This window comes from Pseudomonas reactans (genome assembly GCF_013387025.1).
GTDB lineage: Bacteria > Pseudomonadota > Gammaproteobacteria > Pseudomonadales > Pseudomonadaceae > Aquipseudomonas > Aquipseudomonas reactans.
On the sequence record NZ_JACAQP010000018.1, the window covers coordinates 13,706 to 30,855 of the forward strand.

The following is a 17,150-nucleotide window of genomic DNA, read 5'->3' on the forward strand; positions in this document are numbered from 1 at the left end:
AGGTAGGGATCCAGGAAGGGTGATCAGACAGGGAACGCGTTGCGCGACAACCAGGCCAGGTACGTTTGCACGTCCAGCGGCCAGTGCGCGATCTTGCGGGAGAAGTCCACCGCATCAAAGGCAAACAACGCCCGTGAAGCCTCTTCGAAACCGGGCAGGTCACCGCCGATAGCGCTCATGAAGCGATACCCGGCTTCCTTGGCCTGGCGTATCTGATCACGGGAAGCATGAGCCGCGCGAGCCTCATCCACCAGCCGGCGCAACGCCGCCGAGGCACCGCCGCGTTGCTGGCCCAGCCATTCCCAGTGGCGCGGTAATAACGTGACCTCCCGTGCGACCACCCCCAGTTTCGGACGCCCGACCGAGGGCGTAGCGGGAGGCTCGTCCGTGACTTCGGCCTGGACCGGTTGTTCAGGCGCATAGCCTGCGGGCCAGGGGAAGTCGACTTGGAGCCCGGTGGCGTCATCGAATACCAGAAAGCTGCCCGCTGGATGATCAAGACTGGCGAGCGCATCGGCGACATCAGCGTAGGAACCCGCTGCCACACGCTGGTGGCCAACAAAGGCCGTACACATAGGAAGGTTTTGCGTAGGCATAGTTATTACCCGGATATTAATCATTTTACCCGGATCATATTAGCCAAAGTTTTATGACATGCAAGGCGATATTGTGGTGAAACTTCCAACTGCCTGCCGCTGAGCGGCAAAAATACATCGGATGACGTGTCAATCCAGGTTTTATTCCATCAATTCGCTCGATGGCAGGGTCAGCAATTTCTGATTGGACGCGTGACAGGCGGGTCGATAGATTCCCCCGCGAAGATAGCTATTAGCCATCACCTCTCAACTCCCTGAATATCGAGCTTTCCATGAAAAAACCTGTCTCGTTGGCGATGCGTATCGGACTGGGCTTTGCGTCCACCCTGTCGTTGCTGGTGCTGATCACCGCCGTCGGTATCCAGCGCGTGGGTTTTATCGACAGCACCCTCAAGGAAGTGTCCGAAAAAGCTGCTGTGGTGCAGCGCTATGCGATCAATTTCCGTGGCAGCGTGCACAACCGCGCCATCGCCATCCGCGATGCCGTATTGGTCAAGGATGAACCGTCGCTCAACCGCCACCTGGCCGAGATCGACCAGCTCAAGCGCGATTACCAGGACTCTGCGGTGATGATGGATCGCCTGTTCGCCAACGCCGCCGCCAGCGCCGAGGAATCCCGTCTTTTGGCTGATATCAAGGCCATCGAGACCCAGGCCCTGGCCTCCACCGAACGGGTGATCAGCCTGCGTCGCGGCAATGACATCGCCGGCGCCCAGGACTTGCTGCTGGCCCAGTCGTCGGCTCACTACACCGAATGGCTCAAACGCGTGAATGCCCTGATCGACTTCGAAGAAGCCCAGATCAAGCAACGCCTGGACACGGTGCAAGCCGCCGCCAGTAACTTTGCCGTGCTGATGCTGCTGGCCAGCGCCGTCGCGATCCTCTTGAGCGTGCTGGTGTCCCTGTTGATCATCCGCAAGGTCAAGGCCACTCTTGGCGCCGAGCCGGAGGAAGTCGCCGAGGCGATCCGTCGCCTGGCCAATGGCGACTTGAACCAGCCCATCGAAACCCGCTACCCCGACAGCGTGATGGGTATTTTGAAAAACGCCCTGGCGCGCCTGGGCGACACCATCACCGAAGTACGCTCGGCAGCCCAAGCCCTGCGTCACGCTTCGGTCACTCTGTTGTCCGTAGCCAGCGACAACCGTCAGCAGATCACCCTGCAAACCAGCGAAGCCCAGCATGTGGCGGCTGCGATCACGCAAATGGCGGCCTCGGTCAGTGAGGTCTCGGGCTACGCATCCGCTGCGTCCAAGGCGACCATTTTGGCGGACGCAGAAGTCGACAGTGGCCACCGCCTGGTCGGCGAAGTGACCGTGGCTATCGAGGAGCTCGCAACCATCCTCGACCAGGCCACCAGCCGGGTCAACCAAGTGTCCAGCGACAGTGAAAGCATCGAAACCGTGATCGAAGTGATCAACGCCATCGCTGCCCAAACCAACCTGCTGGCACTCAACGCGGCCATCGAAGCCGCGCGGGCCGGTGAACATGGCCGTGGTTTTGCGGTGGTGGCCGATGAAGTGCGCTCGCTGGCGACGCGCACCCAGGAATCGACCCAGGAGATCCGCGACATGATCGGCAAGCTGCAAAACGGCACCCAGGACGCCGCCGATATCATGCAACGCAGCCGCAGCCTGGCCCAGGTCACCGTGGCGCAGACCCGCGACTCACAGGTGGCCCTGGGCAAGATCAGCCAGGAAGTGGGAGCGATCAATGCGATGAACGCGCAGATCGCCAGTGCTTCAGTGCAGCAAAGCGCGGCGGCGGAAGAAGTTGCGCAGAATGTCACACGCATCCATAGCTCCACCGTGCAATCGGCGGCGGGCTCGGAGCAGGTGGAGCATTCCAATCACGAACTGGCGGAGCTGGCAGATCGCTTGAGTACCAAGGTGGCGTTTTTCAACGTGGCCTAACGTTTGTCGCGCTTCATCTGCATGGTCAGGGTAAAACGATCTGCGGGGTAGACCGTTTCCGACACCGCGATCACCCCGCCAGCCTCATCACGATACTGGCGGATGATATTGAGCCCCAACGCGCCGCCCTGCGCCTTGAGGCTGGCGGCCAACTCAGCTGATAGCTGCACCGGCCGCACCTGTTGGTCCACCACATCGATATGCCGCGAGAACGCCTTGCCGATCAACGCGGCGATCAGTTCATCCGGGTGCTTGCGCGCTTCGGGAATTACCTCGGCATAGGTCTGCTCGGCGTACACGTCGGTCCAGCACAGCGGCGCGTTGCCGGCGCTGGCATCGACCTTGATGCTCGACACGCAGAAGTAATGCCCGCCCGGTTCCAGCCCCACGCGCCGCGCCAGCGCGATATCAGCGACGAACTCGCGAACATCCTGGATATCGCGGATATGGGTTTCGGCCACCTGCACCAGGTCGGCCACCGACGCCATCGCCTGGGAATACCCGCCCTGGGGTGAGGCCGCTTCGACCCTCGTCCCCACGCGCTTGCGCCGCGAGACCATGCCCTGCCCCTGCAACTGATCGATGGCCGCGCGCACGGTGTGCCGGCTCACCGCGTACAGCGAGCAGAGTTCGAATTCGGTCGGCAACAACGACCCCACCGGGTAATGGCCGCTGCCAATCTGATCGATCAAGTCCTTGGCAACCGCCGCATAACGCCTCTGGCTCACGCTTTCCATTTTTACCCTCGTTGTCGAGTTGACAGTGTATCAGCACAGGCGTAATCATATTGTACGGACATATTAAATATGTATGGTTTAAAAATAACAATTAGGATTTTCCCATGTCGAGCACCGTTTTTGATTCCGCCCTGTTCCGCGACATGTTCGGCACCGCCGAAATGCGCGGCGTGTTCTCCGATAAAGCCCTGATCGAACGCTACATCGAAGTGGAAGTCGCCCTGGCCCGCGCCGAAGCCCGTTGCGGCGTGATCCCAAGCGAGGCCGCCGAGCAGATCGCCGCGCTGTCGAAATACGAGGCCCTGGACCTGGCGCGGATGCAACACGAGACCGAGATCGTCGGTTACCCGATCCTGCCGTTGGTGGAGCAACTGTCGAAGATCTGCGGTGAAGCCGGCCGCTATGTGCACTGGGGCGCCACTACCCAAGACATCATGGACACCGCCGTGGTCCTGCAGGTCCGCGCTGCGCTGGCCATCGTCGAGCGGGATATCCAGGCCGTACGCGGCTTGCTCGCCGGCCTTGCCGAGCGCTATCGCGACACACCGATGGCGGGCCGCACCCACTTGCAACACGCGCTGCCGATCACCTTCGGCTACAAGTGCGCGGTGTGGTTGAGCATGTTTGATCGCCACGCCGAACGCCTGGTTGAACTGCGCCCACGCGTCGAAATCGGCCAGTTCGCCGGGGCCGCCGGCACCCTCGCCTCTCTTGGCGACAAGGGCCTGGAAGTACAGGAAGCCTTGATGGCCGAACTGGGCCTGGGCGTGCCGCAAGCCACCTGGCACGTGGCCCGCGATGGCCTGGCCGAAACCTTGAACTTCCTCGGCCTGGTGACTGGCTCCCTGGGCAAGATCGCCCTCGACATCATGATGATGATGACCAGCGAACTGGGCGAAGTGTACGAGCCTTTCGTAAAAGGCCGTGGCGCCAGCAGCACCATGCCGCAGAAGCGCAACCCAATTTCCTGCGAGCTGATGTACGCCGCCGCCAAGGGCGTGCGCCAACACGCCGGGCTGATGCTCGATGCGATGATCCAGGACTTCGAACGCTCCACCGGCCCGTGGCAGGCGGAGTGGATCGCCATCCCGGAGGCCTTCGCCCTCAGCGCCGCGTCCCTCGGCCAGGCGACCTTCATGCTCGCCGGCCTGGAAGTGCGCCCCGAACGCATGCGCAAGAACCTCGACATGACCCAGGGTCTGATCGTCGCCGAAGCCGTGATGATGGGCCTCGCCCCGGCCCTCGGCCGCCAGGTCGCCCACGATGTGGTCTACGCCGCATGCCGCATGGCCAATGACCAGGGCACCAGCCTGCTCGACGCCCTGCTCGCCCAGGGCGAAGCCACTGCGCAACTGGACCTGGCCGAACTGCAACGCCTGACCGACCCGGCCAACTACCTGGGGCTGGCGCCGCAAATGGTGGATATCGCGCTGGCGCGCCAGGGCTCAGTCAAACGCTGATCCCAAATCCAATGGAGATCTAACTGTGGGAGCGGGCTTGCTCGCGAAAGCGGTCTGTCAGTTGTGAATGGGTTGACTGATGCACCGCATTCGCGAGCAAGCCCGCTCCCACACTGGGATCTCCAGCGTCACACCGAACCATAACAACAATGAGATCACAGACATGTCATCCACCCCCGCAAAAAAACCGCTCTACAAGGACCTGACCTTCCAAGTTGTCGCCGCCATGTTCCTCGGGATTGCCTTTGGCTTTCTCGCCCCGGAGCTGGCCGCCAGTTTCAAGATCCTCGGCGATATTTTCCTCAAGCTGATCAAGACCGCCGTTGCGCCGCTGGTGTTTTTCACCGTGGTCCACGGCATCGCCTCAGCCGGTGATATCAAGCGTGTCGGCAAAGTCGGCCTGCGTGCATTGATCTACTTTGAAGTGGTGTCCACCCTCGCCCTGGCCATCGGCTTGCTGTGGGGCAATCTGCTGCAAATCGGCTCCGGCATGCATGACGCGCACCCGAGCAGTGCCGCCGCTGCTGCCGCCAGTGCCGCGGTTGCCAAGGGCCATGCGCCCGCGTCGACCATGGACTTCATCTACGGCATCTTCCCGGACAACTTCGTCGGTGCCTTCGCCGGTGGCCAGTTGTTGCAAGTGCTGGTGATCTCGGTGTTGTTCGGTTTCGCCCTGCTGGCCTTGAAGCCTGAGCGTCGTGAAGTGATCGAAGACGGCCTGAACCGCATCTCCGAATGCTTCTTCGAATTCATCAACCTGATCATGAAGTTCGCGCCTCTGGGGGCCTTCGGTTCGGTGGCGTATGCGGTGGGCAGCAATGGCACCGCGGTGCTGATGTCCCTGGCCAACCTGGTGTTGATGTTCTACGTCGGCATTGCGTTCTTTATCTTCGTGGTGCTGGGCGCGGTGTGCCGGTTGAGCGGCTTCAGCCTGTGGCGCTTCCTCACGTACATCAAGGATGAAATCTTCATCGTACTCGGCACCGCATCGTCGGAAAGTGCCCTGCCGCGCCTGCTGCAAAAGCTCGAAAAATTCGGCTGCTCCAAGCAGAGCGTCGGCCTGGTCTTGCCCACCGGCTACGCGTTCAACCTTGACGGTACGTCGATCTACATGTCGCTGTGCGTGCTGTTTATTGCCAACGCCTACGGCGTGCCGCTGAGCTGGGAGCAACAGCTGGGCATCATCGCGATCATGCTGGTGACCTCCAAGGGCGCGGCGGCGGTGTCGGGGGGCAGCTTTGTGGTATTTGCCGCGACCGTCACTGCTATCGGCGTGCTGCCGGCGGAAGGTTTGGCGCTGCTGTTCGGTGTGTACCGCTTCATGTCCATGGCGATTGCCACCTGCAACACCATCGGCAACAGCGTGGCGACGGTGGTGGTGTCGAAGTGGTCTGGCGAGTTTTCCCAGCAGACCGCCCAGGATGAATATCAACGCGTGCTCGGCCGTGCTGCCGGCGCGGCGCTTTAACGGAGCCTGGTGATGACTGCTCTGCGAATCGAACATGACGCGTTCGGCCCGGTGTCGATCCCGGCCGACCGTTACTGGGGCGCACAGACCCAACGAGCACTGGAGGTGTTCGGCAGCAAACAGCCGTTCCCCGCCAGTTTGATCCGCGCTTTTGGCCAACAGAAACGCGCGTGTGCCCGCGCCAACGCACGGCTCGGCGCGCTGGCGCCGAACCTGGCAGACGCCATCGAACAGGCGGCGCAAGCCTTGGCCAATGGCGAGCTGGACGCGCATTTCCCGCTGTCGATCTGGCAGACCGGCTCAGGCACCCAGACCAACATGAACGCCAATGAGGTGATCGCCAATCACGCCAACCTCGCGCTTGGTGCTGAACTGGGCAGCAAGTCGCCGGTACATCCCAATGACCATGTGAACCGCTCGCAGTCGTCCAACGACAGCTTCCCCACGGTGATGCACCTGACCGCCGTGCTGGAACTGCGCGGTCGCCTGCTGCCTGCATTGGGCCATCTGCGTGATGGACTCAACGCCAAGGCAGACGCCTGGCAGGACGTGCTGAAAATCGGTCGCACCCACCTGATGGATGCGGTGCCGATGAGCCAGGGCCAGGCCTTTGGTGCGTTTGCCCAGCAGATCCAGCATGGCATCGCGCGAATCGAAGCCTGCCTGCCGCGCCTGCGCCTGCTGCCCCAAGGTGGCACGGCGGTAGGCACCGGGTTGAACACACCGGTCGGTTTTGACTTGGCGTTCTGCGAGGAAATCAGCCGGCTCACCGGCGAACCCTTCGAGACCAACCCCTGCAAGTTCGAAGGCATGGGCACCCACGATGCCCTGGTCGAAGCCTCCGGGGCGCTGAATGTACTGGCTGTTTCCTTGACCAAGATCGCCAATGACATCCGCCTGCTCGGTTCGGGTCCGCGTTGCGGCCTGGGGGAATTGATCGTGCCGGACGATGGCCTGACCTCCTCGATCATGCCCGGCAAACGCAATCCCACCATCGCCGAAGTGCTGGTGCAGGCGGCGATGCAGGTGATGGGCAATCACACCACCATCACCTTGGCGGGCGCTTCCAGCACCTTCGAATTGAACGTGGCCAAGCCGGTACTGATCCACAACCTGCTGCACTCGATCGAGGTACTCACCGACTGCGTCAGCCTGTTCACCCACAAGTTGCTGAGCGGCCTGGAGGTGAACCGCCCGCAGTTGGCGCGTAACGTGGAGCACTCGTTGTTGATGGCGACGGTGCTGAACCCGCTGCTGGGTTATGACCGCGTGGCGCAGATCACTCGCAAGGCGGCGGATGGAGGCTTGTCACCCAAGGAGGCGGCGGTGCAGCAGGGGCTGATCACCGCCGCAGAATATGACCAACGGGTGCGACCGGAACGGATGATCAGCCCCGGTTGATCACTGCACGCTGCGTTCCTGGAAGTTCAACCCGACAAAGGTCTGCGAGGGCCGGCGCAACGTCGGATCAAACGGATTGATCCTTGGCCCAATCGCCGCCGCTTCGCGTTTGAGCAACTCCACCACCATCGGCAACCGACTCGGCCCCAGCCGGTCGCTGATGGTCGCCACACTCAACGCCGCCACCGCATGCCCATCCCGATTGAGGATCGGCACCGCCAACCCCGCCATACCTTCCAACACGCCGGTATTGCGCGCCGCGTACCCAAGATTGCGCACATTCTCCACTTCCGAGCGCAGCAGCACTTCGTCATACAGATGGAAGTCCTTAAGCCGTGGCAGGTTGTAGCGGATCACCGTCTCGCGCTCTTCCTCCGGCAAAAACGCCAGGATCGCCAGGCTACCCTGCCCCACGCCCAACGCCACACGCCCGCCGATATCGCCGGTGAAGGTGCGGATGGGGTATGGGCCTTCGCTGCGGTCCAGGCAGATCGCGTCGAAGCCTGAGCGCGCGAGCAAGAACAGCGAATCACCCAATGACGCACTCAAGCGCAGCATGCTCGGCCGCACCAGGTCACGCAGGTTGCCGGTCTTGCCCGCATTCGCTGCGAGAGCGAAGAACTCCAGGCTCAGGCGATAGCGCTTGCTGCGCGCGTCCTGCTCGACCATGCCTTCGTCCATCAGGCTGCGCAGCAGGCGGTGAGTGGTCGGTTGGGACAAGCCCACCTGTTGCGCGAGCTGCGTCACGCGTTCACCGCCCTCCGGCACGTCACCCAGGGTGCGCAGCAGCGCGAACAGTCGGGACACCCCACCGGAGCCGACTTCTTTGGCACTTTCATTTCGATCAGTGGAATTCATAACAAACAATCTCTTAGTAAATTCCGGTGGATGAATAAATATGAAAATAGTAGTCCGTTGAGTGAAATTCCATCTTCCGCCCATCCTAGTCTTCGTCCTAATCTGCGTCCACAGGGGCGACATGAACAACTAACGGCAGCCGACTCAAGATCGAGCGCCAACGCACCGGCAACACTTCATTCGCATCTGCCCAAAACAAAAAAGCGCGTTTCGACGCGACTCAAAAAAAGGTGGAACGCAGACATGGCATTTCTCCAACTCAACGCCTTGAGCAAACGCTACGGCGCCGTCGATGCGGTGGTCGCCACCGACCTTGCGGTGGAAAAAGGCGAGTTCGTTTCCCTGCTCGGCCCCTCGGGCTGCGGCAAGACCACCACGCTGCAAATGATCGCCGGCTTCGTTGATGTGAGCGGCGGGCAGATCCTGCTCGATGGCCGCGACATCACTCACGCCAAGCCCGCCAGCCGTGGCCTGGGCGTGGTGTTCCAGAGCTACGCGCTGTTCCCGCACATGAGCGTGCGCGACAACGTTGCCTTCGGCCTGAAGATGCGCAAAGTGCCGGCGGCGCAGATCGCCAGCAAGGTCAAGATGGTATTGGAACTGGTGCGCCTGGCCCCCCACGCTGACCGTTATCCACGTGAATTGTCCGGCGGCCAACGCCAACGTGTGGCCCTGGCCCGTGCCCTGGTGATCGAGCCGCCGGTGCTGCTGCTGGATGAACCGCTGTCCAACCTCGACGCCAACCTGCGCGAAGAAATGCAGTTCGAAATCCGCCGCATCCAGTGCGCCGTGGGCATCACCACCTTGATGGTCACCCACGACCAAGCCGAAGCGCTGTCCATCAGCGACCGCGTAGTGGTGATGCAGGCCGGGCGCGTCACCCAGATCGACGCGCCGTACAAGCTCTATGAACACCCGCGTACACGCTTCATCTCGGATTTTGTCGGCAAGGCTAACCTGTTGCCGGGCGACTATGACCAGCTCGGGAGCCCACAAGTCCGCCACGAAAGCGGTGACGGCGAACTGACCCTAAGCCTGCGCCCGGAAAAGATCCAACTGGTGGACGCCGGCACCGGCCGACTGCAAGGCAAGGTCCTCGATAGCTACTTTTTCGGCAGCCAGTGGCTGTATCGCATCCACACCAACCTTGGCGAAATCACCGTGGTGCGCAGCAACGACGGCAGCGCGCCGCTCGGTTGCGGAGCCGCGGTGGGCCTGGACTGGCAAGCCAGCCTGCTGCGCGTATTGGCGGCGGATGAGGTGCGCGCATGAGCCGGGGCTATCTGTTGTCGTTGCCCGCCCTGGTGCTGTTTGTCGGGCTGCTGATTCTGCCGTTGGGCCTGACGCTGGTGCTGTCGTTCAACGTGTTCGATTACCAAGTGGGCGTAAAGGGCGATGAGTGGACCCTGGCGCATTATTTGTCGCTGTTCAGCGATGCGTACTTCTACGAAATCTTCTGGCGCACCTTCTGGATCAGCGCCTTGGTCACCCTGCTCTGCGTGGTGATCGGCGTACCAGAGGCTTACATCCTCAGCCGCATGGGCACCCCGTGGCGCTCGATCTTCCTGATCCTGATCCTCACGCCGCTGCTGATCTCGGTAGTGGTGCGCGCCTTTGGCTGGAGCCTGCTGCTCGGCGCGGACGGGCTGGTCAACCAAGTCATTCAATTCCTCGGCGGGCGCCCGGTAAAGCTGTTGTACACGCCGTTCGCGGTGATCATCGCCCTGGTGCACGTGATGCTGCCGTTCATGATCATCCCGGTGTGGACTTCCCTGCAAAAGCTCGACCCATCGGCTGAACAAGCGGCGTTGTCCCTCGGCGCCAGCCAGACCACGGTGATGCGCAAGATCGTATTGCCCCAGGTGATGCCCGGCGTACTGTCCGGCACGCTGATCGTGTTCGGCCTGGCCGCCAGTTCCTTTGCGATCCCCGGCCTGCTCGGTGGACGCCGCCTGAAAATGGTCGCCACCGTGGTGTACGACCAGTACCTATCGGAACTCAACTGGCCCATGGGCGCAACCATCGCGGTGGTGCTGCTGTTGGTCAATCTGCTGATCATGCTGAGCTGGAACCGCATGGTCGAAGGCCGCTACAAAAAGTCCCTGGGGGTTTAAACGCATGTCCAGAAACGGTCCTTTGGCCCTCGGCTTTCATACGCTGGTGGTGCTGTTCATGATGGCGCCGCTGGTGGTGGTGTGCCTGGTGGCCTTCACCCCGGAAAACACCTTGAGCCTGCCCACCTCGGGCTTCTCCCTGCGCTGGTTCCGTGCGGTGTTCGAGCGCGCGGATTTTATCCAGGCGTTCTACAACAGCCTGATTTTGGCGTTTACCGCCGCGAGCCTGGCGACCTTGATTGCGGTGCCGGCCGCCTTGGCGATCAGTCGCTATCAGTTTGCGGGGCGCAATTTTTTCAGTGCGCTGTTCCTGTCACCGATCATCATTCCGCACCTGGTGCTGGGCGTGGCGATGCTGCGCCTGTTCGCACTGATGGGCGTGAACGGCAGCTTCACCTGGCTGATGCTCGCGCACGTGGTGATCATCACGCCGTATGTGCTGCGCCTGGTGTTGGCCGCCGCGATTGGGATTGATCGCAGCGCCGAGCAGGCCGCCGAGTCCCTGGGCGCCAGCCGCTTTACGTTGTTCCGCCAGATCACCCTGCCGATGATCCTGCCGGGGGTGGCGGGCGGCTGGTTGTTGGCGTTCATCAACAGTTTCGATGAGGTGACGTTGTCGATCTTCGTCAGCTCGCCGGCGACCCAGACTCTGCCAGTGCGCATGTATGTGTATGCCACCGAATCCATCGACCCGATGATGGCGGCGGTGTCGGCGCTGGTGATTGCACTCACGGCGGCCACCATGATTTTGCTGGACCGGGTCTATGGCCTGGACCGCGTGCTGGTGGGGAAACATTGATGGCTCTGTTCAAACGCCTGGCCGAAACCCAACGCCCTGCCCTGGCCTTTACCCTTGACGGGCAACCCGCCAGCGGTTTGCTCGGTGACACCCTGCTGACCGCCGTGCTGACCTGCGCCGAACACCTGCGCGGCAGTGATTTCAGCGCCGAACCTCGGGCCGGTTTCTGCCTGATGGGCGCGTGCCAGGATTGCTGGGTGCGGCTGGAGGATGGCCGCCGCGTGCGCGCCTGTTCGACGCTATTGGAAGAAGGCCAGGCCATCCGCCGCGAACCGGGGCGCCAGTCATGAAGCCTGTGGTGATTGTGGGCGCAGGCCCGGCCGGGATCAGCGCGGCGCGCACGTTGCTCGACCATGGCATCAGACCTTGCCTGGTGGATGAAAGCCTGCGCGGTGGCGGGCAGATTTATCGACGCCAACCGGTAGGCTTCCAGCGCACCGCCCAGCAACTCTACGGTTTTGAAGCGCGCAAGGCCGAGGCCGTGCACCGCACAATGGATGAGCTGGCACCGCTGATCGACTACCGCCCGCAAACCCTGGTGTGGAATGCCGAGGACGGGCGCCTGGATATGCTGAACAATGGCCGTGCCGAAAGCATCGAGTACGCACAACTCATCGTCGCCACCGGCGCCACCGACCGCATCCTGCCCGTGCCGGGCTGGACCTTGCCGGGTGTGTACAGCCTGGGCGCGGCACAAATCGCGCTGAAGTACCAAGGCTGCGCCATCGGCGAGCGTGTGGCGTTTTGTGGCAGCGGGCCGTTGCTGTATCTGGTGGCTTACCAGTATGCCAAGGCCGGCGCCAAGGTGGTGGCAGTGCTCGACAGCGCGCCGTTCAGTGCCCAATGCCGTGCATTGCCGGCGCTGCTCGGGCAACCGGCGACCTTGGCCAAAGGCGTGTATTACCGCGCCTGGTTGACGGCCCACGGGATTCCCGTGCACCAGGGCGCGACGCTTGAACAGATCGACGGCGCGCAACGGGTCAGCGGCATTCAATGGGCTGATCAGACCCTGGAATGCGACGCCGTGGCCTTCGCCCATGCCCTGCGCAGCGAGACGCAACTGGCGGATTTGCTCGGTTGCGAATTCGCCTGGAACGTGTTGAATCGCGCGTGGCTGCCACAACGGGACAGCGCCGGACGCAGCAGCGTCAACGGCGTGTACCTGGCGGGCGATGGGGCTGGGATCATGGGCGCGGACGCCGCACAAATGGCCGGTGAGCGTGCAGCGCTGGCCGTGCTAGGGGATTTGGGCGTGTCCATCGATCAGCGCCGCCCTGCTGTGCTGGAGCAACAATTGGCCGCCATCCAACGCTTTCGTCATGGTTTGGAAACTGCGTTCCCGTTCCCGGAACAATGGGCGGCCGAAGCTCCCGATGAATTGATCCTCTGTCGCTGCGAAGAAGTCAGCGTCGGCGACGTGCGCGCGGTGGTGGATGAGGGCCATTGGGAGATCAATCGCGTCAAGGCCCACTGTCGCGTCGGCATGGGCCGCTGCCAAGGCCGGATGTGCGGGTTGGCGGCGGCGGAAATTGTCGCCGAGCGCAGCGGCCGGGCCATCGAAAACGTCGGCCGGCTGCGCGGTCAGGCACCGATCAAGCCGCTGCCGTTTGGCGTGGAGGTGCAGCCGTGATTGACGTCATCGTACTGGGCGGCGGGATTGTCGGCGCCTCAGCGGCGCTGATGCTGGCGCAGAAAGGTCAGCGGGCGGCGCTGGTGGAGCGGGACTTCTGCGGCTCACACTCCAGCGGCGTCAACTACGGCGGCGTGCGGCGCCAGGGTCGGCCCTTGCACCAGTTGCCACTGTCGCAGCGTGCCCACCAACTGTGGGCAGACTTGCCGGGATTAATCGGCATCGACGGCGAATACGTGCGTTCCGGGCATTTGAAACTGGCGCGCAGTCATGCCGATTTCGCCGCGTTGCAAGCGTATGCCGAGCAGACACAAGGATTTGGCCTGGGTTTGCAACTGCTGGATTACGCCGAGCTGCGCGCGCGATTCCCCTGGGTCGGTGACATCGCCGTCGGTGCCTCGCTGTGCCCGGAAGACGGCCACGCCAACCCCCGCCTGGTGTCGCCCGCTTTCGCTCGCGCAGCAAAACAACGCGGCGCGCTGATTTATGAACAGTCGCAGGTCACGCGTATCGAGCATGACGGCCAGCACTTCCAGGTGCACTGCGCCAACGGTCTGCATCTGCAAGCACCGTGGCTGCTCAATTGCGCCGGGGCGTGGGCCGGTGCGGTGGCCGAACAGTTTGGCGAAGCGGTGCCCATGACCTCGGCACACCCGGCGATGCTGGTCACTGAGCCCTTACCGGTGGTGATGGACGTGAGCACGGGCGTCGAAGGCGGCGGGATTTATGCGCGACAGGTTGCCCGGGGCAATTGCATCCTCGGCGGCGGTCGCGGCTTTGCCCTCGGCCCGCAGCAAGCGCGACCAGGGCAAGCCGCGGTGCTGGAGATCCTGCGCAATGCCGGCGAGCTGTATCCGTTTCTCAAGGGTGCCCAGGCCATCCGCACCTGGAGTGGCACCGAAGGTTACCTCCCCGATCATGAACCGGTGATCGGCCCCAGCAGTACCCAACCCGGCTTGCTCCACGGCTTCGGCTTTGCCGGCGCCGGGTTCCAGCTCGGTCCCGCCGTCGGTGAAGCCCTGGCAGAGATCGTCTGCACCGGTGCCAGCCGCCAACCCATCGAAGCGTTTTCCATCCGTCGTTTCCAAGCCTGAGAGGAAAAACATCCATGAACCCACGTATTGCGCTGTCCTGCTTGTCCCTCGCCCTGCTCGTCTCAACGGCCCACGCCGCGCCCACGCTGTACCTGGGCATGAACGGCGGCACCATGGAACGGGTCTACGCCGACAAGGTGCTGCCCGCGTTCGAAAAGGCCAATAACGTCAAGGTGGTGATCGTGCCCGGCACCTCGTCGGACATCCTCGCCAAGGTCCAGGCCAACAAAGACAACCCGCAGATGCACGTGATGTTCCTCGACGACGGCATCATGTACCGCGCGATTTCCATGGGATTGTGCGACAAGCTGGCGCCCAGCCCGACCCTGGAGCAGATCCCAGCCAAGGCAAAGATCAAGGAAGAGGCCGTGGCCGTGACCCTCGGCGTCACCGGCCTGGGCTACAACGCCAAGATGTTCAAGGAAAAAGGCTGGGCCGCACCCACCTCGTGGATGGACCTGGCCGACCCGCGCTTCAAGGACAAAGTGGTGTTCCAGTCACTGGCCTCCTCCACCTTCGGCCTGCATGGCTTCCTGATGTTCAACCGCCTCCAGGGCGGTGACGAAACCAACGTCGACCCGGGCTTCAAGGCCTGGCCAAAAACCGTCGGCCCCAACGTGCTGGAATACATTGCCAGCTCCGCGAAGATCTCCGAAATGGTGCAGACCGACGAAGCCGCGCTCTTCCCGCTGACGCCCACCCAGGTCGCCACCCAGAAACTGCTCGGCGTGCCCATGGAATATGCGCAACCCAAGGAAGGCGCGGTGGTGCTGAACGTGGCTGAGTGTGTGATCGCGCGCAACGACCAGCCGGAACTGGCGCAGAAGCTCGCCGCATTTTTGCTGACCGCCGAAGCCCAGGCCCCGGCGCTGGAAGAAGGCGATCAGATCCCGTCTAACCCGACCACGCCGACCACCGACAAGACCCGCGCCCGAGTAGAAGCGATGCAAAGTTACTTGCAGACGGCGATTTCGATTGATTGGGACCAGGTCAACCAGGCGCGGCCGGAGTGGAATGCGCGGTGGAGTCGGTCGATCGAACGCTGATCAAAGGGGAACAATCGGCAGCGCACGTTTGTGCGCTGTCTTGCTGTATGCGCCCTCGATAATCGCCGTCACCCGCTCGCTCACCGGTTCGCCCATCAGGTAGGCGTCGATCTCTGCGTAAGTGCAGCCGTAAGCGTGTTCATCCAGCTTGCCCGGCACAAGCTCTTCCAGGTCGGCAGTCGGGTGTTTATGCACCAACTTGTCGGGGGCGCCGAGGACCGTGGCGAGCATGCGCACCTGGGTTTTGGTCAGGCCCGACAGTGGCGCCAGGTCGCAGGCGCCGTCGCCGAACTTGGTGAAAAAGCCCATCAGCGCTTCAGCGCCGTGGTCAGTGCCAACCACCAGGCCGTTGTGCAGGTTGGCCACAGCGTATTGGGCGACCATCCGTGTGCGTGCCTTGACGTTGCCCTTGATGAAATCGACATGGGCCGCGCTGGCTTCGGTGGCGGTCAGGCTGGCCATGAGGCCGTCGACGCTGGCGGCGATGTTGAGGGTGTGGATCTGGTCCGGGGTGATGAAGTCCAGGGAAGCCTGGGCGTCGCGTTCGTCGGCCTGGGTTTTGTAAGGCAGGCGCATGGCGATGAAGCGTGCAGCGTAGCCTTCGCCACGCAGTTGCTCCACGGCCAACTGGCACAGACGGCCGGCGGTAAGGGAATCAACACCCCCGCTGATGCCTAGTACCAACGCCTTGCATCCGGAACCGCGCAAGGTGGTCTTGATGAAGTCGATGCGCCGTTGGATTTCCTTCGACTCACCGCCTTTGACCAGTTGCCGATTGATGTTCAGTTCCTGTGCGATACGTGCTTGCATGTCACACCTCCACGCTGCCGACATTGAATACGTGTGCTGCGTACTGCAAAAACGAGGCGTCTTCGCAGACGTTCTTGATCGGGTCATCCGAAAATTTCACCACCGGTTCGCCGTGCACCCGCACCAGTTTCATCACGATGCTCAGCGGTTCGACGCCCTCCACGTCGCAGGCCAGGCTGGTGCCCATGCCGAAGCCGAACTTGGCCTTGCCGCGCACGTGCCGCAGGATCGGCAGGCATTTTTCGAAGTTCAGGCCGTCAGAGAACATCAGGTCCTTGGTCATCGGGTCGATGCCCAGTTGCTGGTAGCGGGCCAGCACTTTGTCGGCCCAGATGATCGGGTCGCCGGAGTCCTGGCGCAGGCCGTCATACAGCTTGGCGAAGTAAAGGTCGAAGTCCTTGAGGAAAAAGTCGGTGCTGATGCAGTCAGTCAAGGCGATGCCGAGACGGCCACGGTATTCGCGCACCCAGTTTTCCAGGGCGGCGTTCTGGCTTTCGCGCAGGCGCCCCAGTTGCTGGTGCACCATCAGCCATTGGTGGGCCATGGTGCCAATCAGCGGCAGGTCGAATTCGTAAGCCAGGTGCGCATTGCTGGTGCCAACAAACTGGCCGGGAAAGTCGCGGCGCATGATGTCGACCACTTCGCGCTGGGCCTTGAACGACAGACGGCGCCGGGTGGAAAAGTCAGACACACGCAGGTCGGCGAGTTCTTCGCGGCTGAGGTTTTTCTCCAGCCAGTCGAACTTCTGGTAGAGCTTGCGGGTGACGTCTTCCAGGATCACGTCGGGGTATTTGTTGCGGTTGCGCAGCTCACTGACCAGGGCCAGGACCGGCTGTTCGAACATGATGCAATGCAGCATCGGGCCGACCACGCGGATGTTCAGTTGGCCGTCGACTTCACTGACATGGATGTAGCGCAGATTGAAGCGGAACAGGCCGAGGAAACGCTCGTAGTCCGGTGTGAGGTATTCGCGAAAGCGTGGATTGAACAGAAAGCGCAGCTCACCTTCGCGCATACGCAGGCTGGCGAGTTGCTCCAACTCGGCACGGATTTCGGGAATCAGATGGCCGAGCGTTTCCTTGGACCGCACGATGAAGTTGTACTCCACATCGACATTGGGGTGCTGGTGCAACACGGCCTGCATCATGGTGAAGGTGTAGTAGTCGGTGTCGAGCAACCCCTGGATAACGGGCGTTTCGTAGTCGTAGGCACTTTCCATGGTGT

The 17,150-nt window shown here is 62.3% G+C and carries 16 protein-coding genes and 1 pseudogene; 12 read left to right on the plus strand and 5 right to left on the minus strand.

What is annotated here, in order from left to right:
• Positions 1 to 23: 23 nt before the first annotated feature.
• Complete coding sequence (locus HX793_RS18910; protein ID WP_051421959.1) at positions 24 to 596, minus strand: DUF2239 family protein; 573 nt, start codon at positions 594 to 596, stop codon at positions 24 to 26.
• Between the two features lie 296 nt (positions 597 to 892).
• On the opposite strand from HX793_RS18910, the pseudogene HX793_RS32025 reads away from it, so the two are divergent.
• Both HX793_RS32025 and HX793_RS32030 read left to right on the plus strand, forming a co-directional pair.
• Positions 893 to 1,384, plus strand: a pseudogene (locus HX793_RS32025) (MCP four helix bundle domain-containing protein); the annotation flags it as partial.
• A gap of 417 nt (positions 1,385 to 1,801) precedes the next feature.
• A complete protein-coding gene (locus tag HX793_RS32030) occupies positions 1,802 to 2,509 on the plus strand; it encodes a methyl-accepting chemotaxis protein (protein ID WP_438810853.1) in 708 nt (235 codons plus the stop codon).
• Here the strand turns inward: HX793_RS32030 and HX793_RS18920 are convergent.
• Complete coding sequence (locus HX793_RS18920) at positions 2,506 to 3,237, minus strand: GntR family transcriptional regulator (protein WP_177052244.1); 732 nt, start codon at positions 3,235 to 3,237, stop codon at positions 2,506 to 2,508. The genes HX793_RS32030 and HX793_RS18920 overlap by 4 nt on opposite strands.
• Before the next feature lie 113 nt (positions 3,238 to 3,350).
• On the opposite strand from HX793_RS18920, the gene HX793_RS18925 reads away from it, so the two are divergent.
• The 3 genes from HX793_RS18925 (at position 3,351) to HX793_RS18935 (ending at position 7,575) form a co-directional block, all read left to right on the plus strand.
• Positions 3,351 to 4,706, plus strand: a complete 1,356-nt coding sequence (locus HX793_RS18925; protein ID WP_177052235.1) for a class-II fumarase/aspartase family protein — start codon at positions 3,351 to 3,353, stop codon at positions 4,704 to 4,706.
• A 163-nt stretch (positions 4,707 to 4,869) separates the two neighbouring features.
• Positions 4,870 to 6,174: a cation:dicarboxylate symporter family transporter gene (locus HX793_RS18930; RefSeq protein ID WP_016977224.1), complete on the plus strand. Its 1,305-nt coding sequence runs from the start codon at positions 4,870 to 4,872 to the stop codon at positions 6,172 to 6,174.
• 12 nt (positions 6,175 to 6,186) lie between these two features.
• Positions 6,187 to 7,575, plus strand: a complete 1,389-nt coding sequence (locus HX793_RS18935; RefSeq protein ID WP_177097442.1) for a class II fumarate hydratase — start codon at positions 6,187 to 6,189, stop codon at positions 7,573 to 7,575.
• Here HX793_RS18935 and HX793_RS18940 read toward each other — a convergent pair whose 3' ends face one another.
• Entirely contained in the window at positions 7,576 to 8,433 is an 858-nt protein-coding gene (locus tag HX793_RS18940; protein WP_177052233.1) for an IclR family transcriptional regulator, read from the minus strand.
• A 243-nt stretch (positions 8,434 to 8,676) separates the two neighbouring features.
• Here HX793_RS18940 and HX793_RS18945 point away from each other — a divergent pair, with 243 nt between their 5' ends.
• The 7 genes from HX793_RS18945 to HX793_RS18975 are packed head-to-tail and all read left to right on the plus strand — an operon-like array spanning position 8,677 to position 15,116.
• Complete coding sequence (locus tag HX793_RS18945) at positions 8,677 to 9,705, plus strand: ABC transporter ATP-binding protein (RefSeq protein ID WP_177052232.1); 1,029 nt, start codon at positions 8,677 to 8,679, stop codon at positions 9,703 to 9,705.
• Positions 9,702 to 10,547, plus strand: coding sequence for an ABC transporter permease (locus HX793_RS18950; RefSeq protein ID WP_016977228.1), 846 nt, complete (start codon positions 9,702 to 9,704; stop codon positions 10,545 to 10,547). The genes HX793_RS18945 and HX793_RS18950 overlap by 4 nt, the downstream gene beginning before the upstream one ends.
• A gap of 4 nt (positions 10,548 to 10,551) precedes the next feature.
• Positions 10,552 to 11,346, plus strand: coding sequence for an ABC transporter permease (locus HX793_RS18955; RefSeq protein WP_016977229.1), 795 nt, complete (start codon positions 10,552 to 10,554; stop codon positions 11,344 to 11,346).
• Positions 11,346 to 11,636: a (2Fe-2S)-binding protein gene (locus HX793_RS18960; protein ID WP_038846668.1), complete on the plus strand. Its 291-nt coding sequence runs from the start codon at positions 11,346 to 11,348 to the stop codon at positions 11,634 to 11,636. Before HX793_RS18955 ends, HX793_RS18960 begins: the two co-directional genes overlap by 1 nt.
• Positions 11,633 to 12,976, plus strand: a complete 1,344-nt coding sequence (locus tag HX793_RS18965; protein ID WP_177097444.1) for an FAD/NAD(P)-dependent oxidoreductase — start codon at positions 11,633 to 11,635, stop codon at positions 12,974 to 12,976. Before HX793_RS18960 ends, HX793_RS18965 begins: the two co-directional genes overlap by 4 nt.
• The gene (locus tag HX793_RS18970; RefSeq protein ID WP_177097446.1) at positions 12,973 to 14,070 is read left to right on the plus strand and encodes an NAD(P)/FAD-dependent oxidoreductase; all 1,098 of its coding nucleotides are present in this window, start codon (positions 12,973 to 12,975) and stop codon (positions 14,068 to 14,070) included. The genes HX793_RS18965 and HX793_RS18970 overlap by 4 nt, the downstream gene beginning before the upstream one ends.
• A gap of 14 nt (positions 14,071 to 14,084) precedes the next feature.
• A complete protein-coding gene (locus HX793_RS18975; RefSeq protein ID WP_177052230.1) occupies positions 14,085 to 15,116 on the plus strand; it encodes an ABC transporter substrate-binding protein in 1,032 nt (343 codons plus the stop codon).
• Here HX793_RS18975 and nadE read toward each other — a convergent pair whose 3' ends face one another.
• Positions 15,117 to 15,926: an NAD(+) synthase gene (gene nadE, locus HX793_RS18980; RefSeq protein ID WP_177097448.1), complete on the minus strand. Its 810-nt coding sequence runs from the start codon at positions 15,924 to 15,926 to the stop codon at positions 15,117 to 15,119. It abuts the gene before it with no gap.
• Position 15,927: 1 nt separating this feature from the next.
• The gene (gene pncB, locus HX793_RS18985; protein ID WP_177052228.1) at positions 15,928 to 17,145 is read right to left on the minus strand and encodes a nicotinate phosphoribosyltransferase; all 1,218 of its coding nucleotides are present in this window, start codon (positions 17,143 to 17,145) and stop codon (positions 15,928 to 15,930) included.
• Between the last annotated feature and the right edge of the window lie 5 nt (positions 17,146 to 17,150).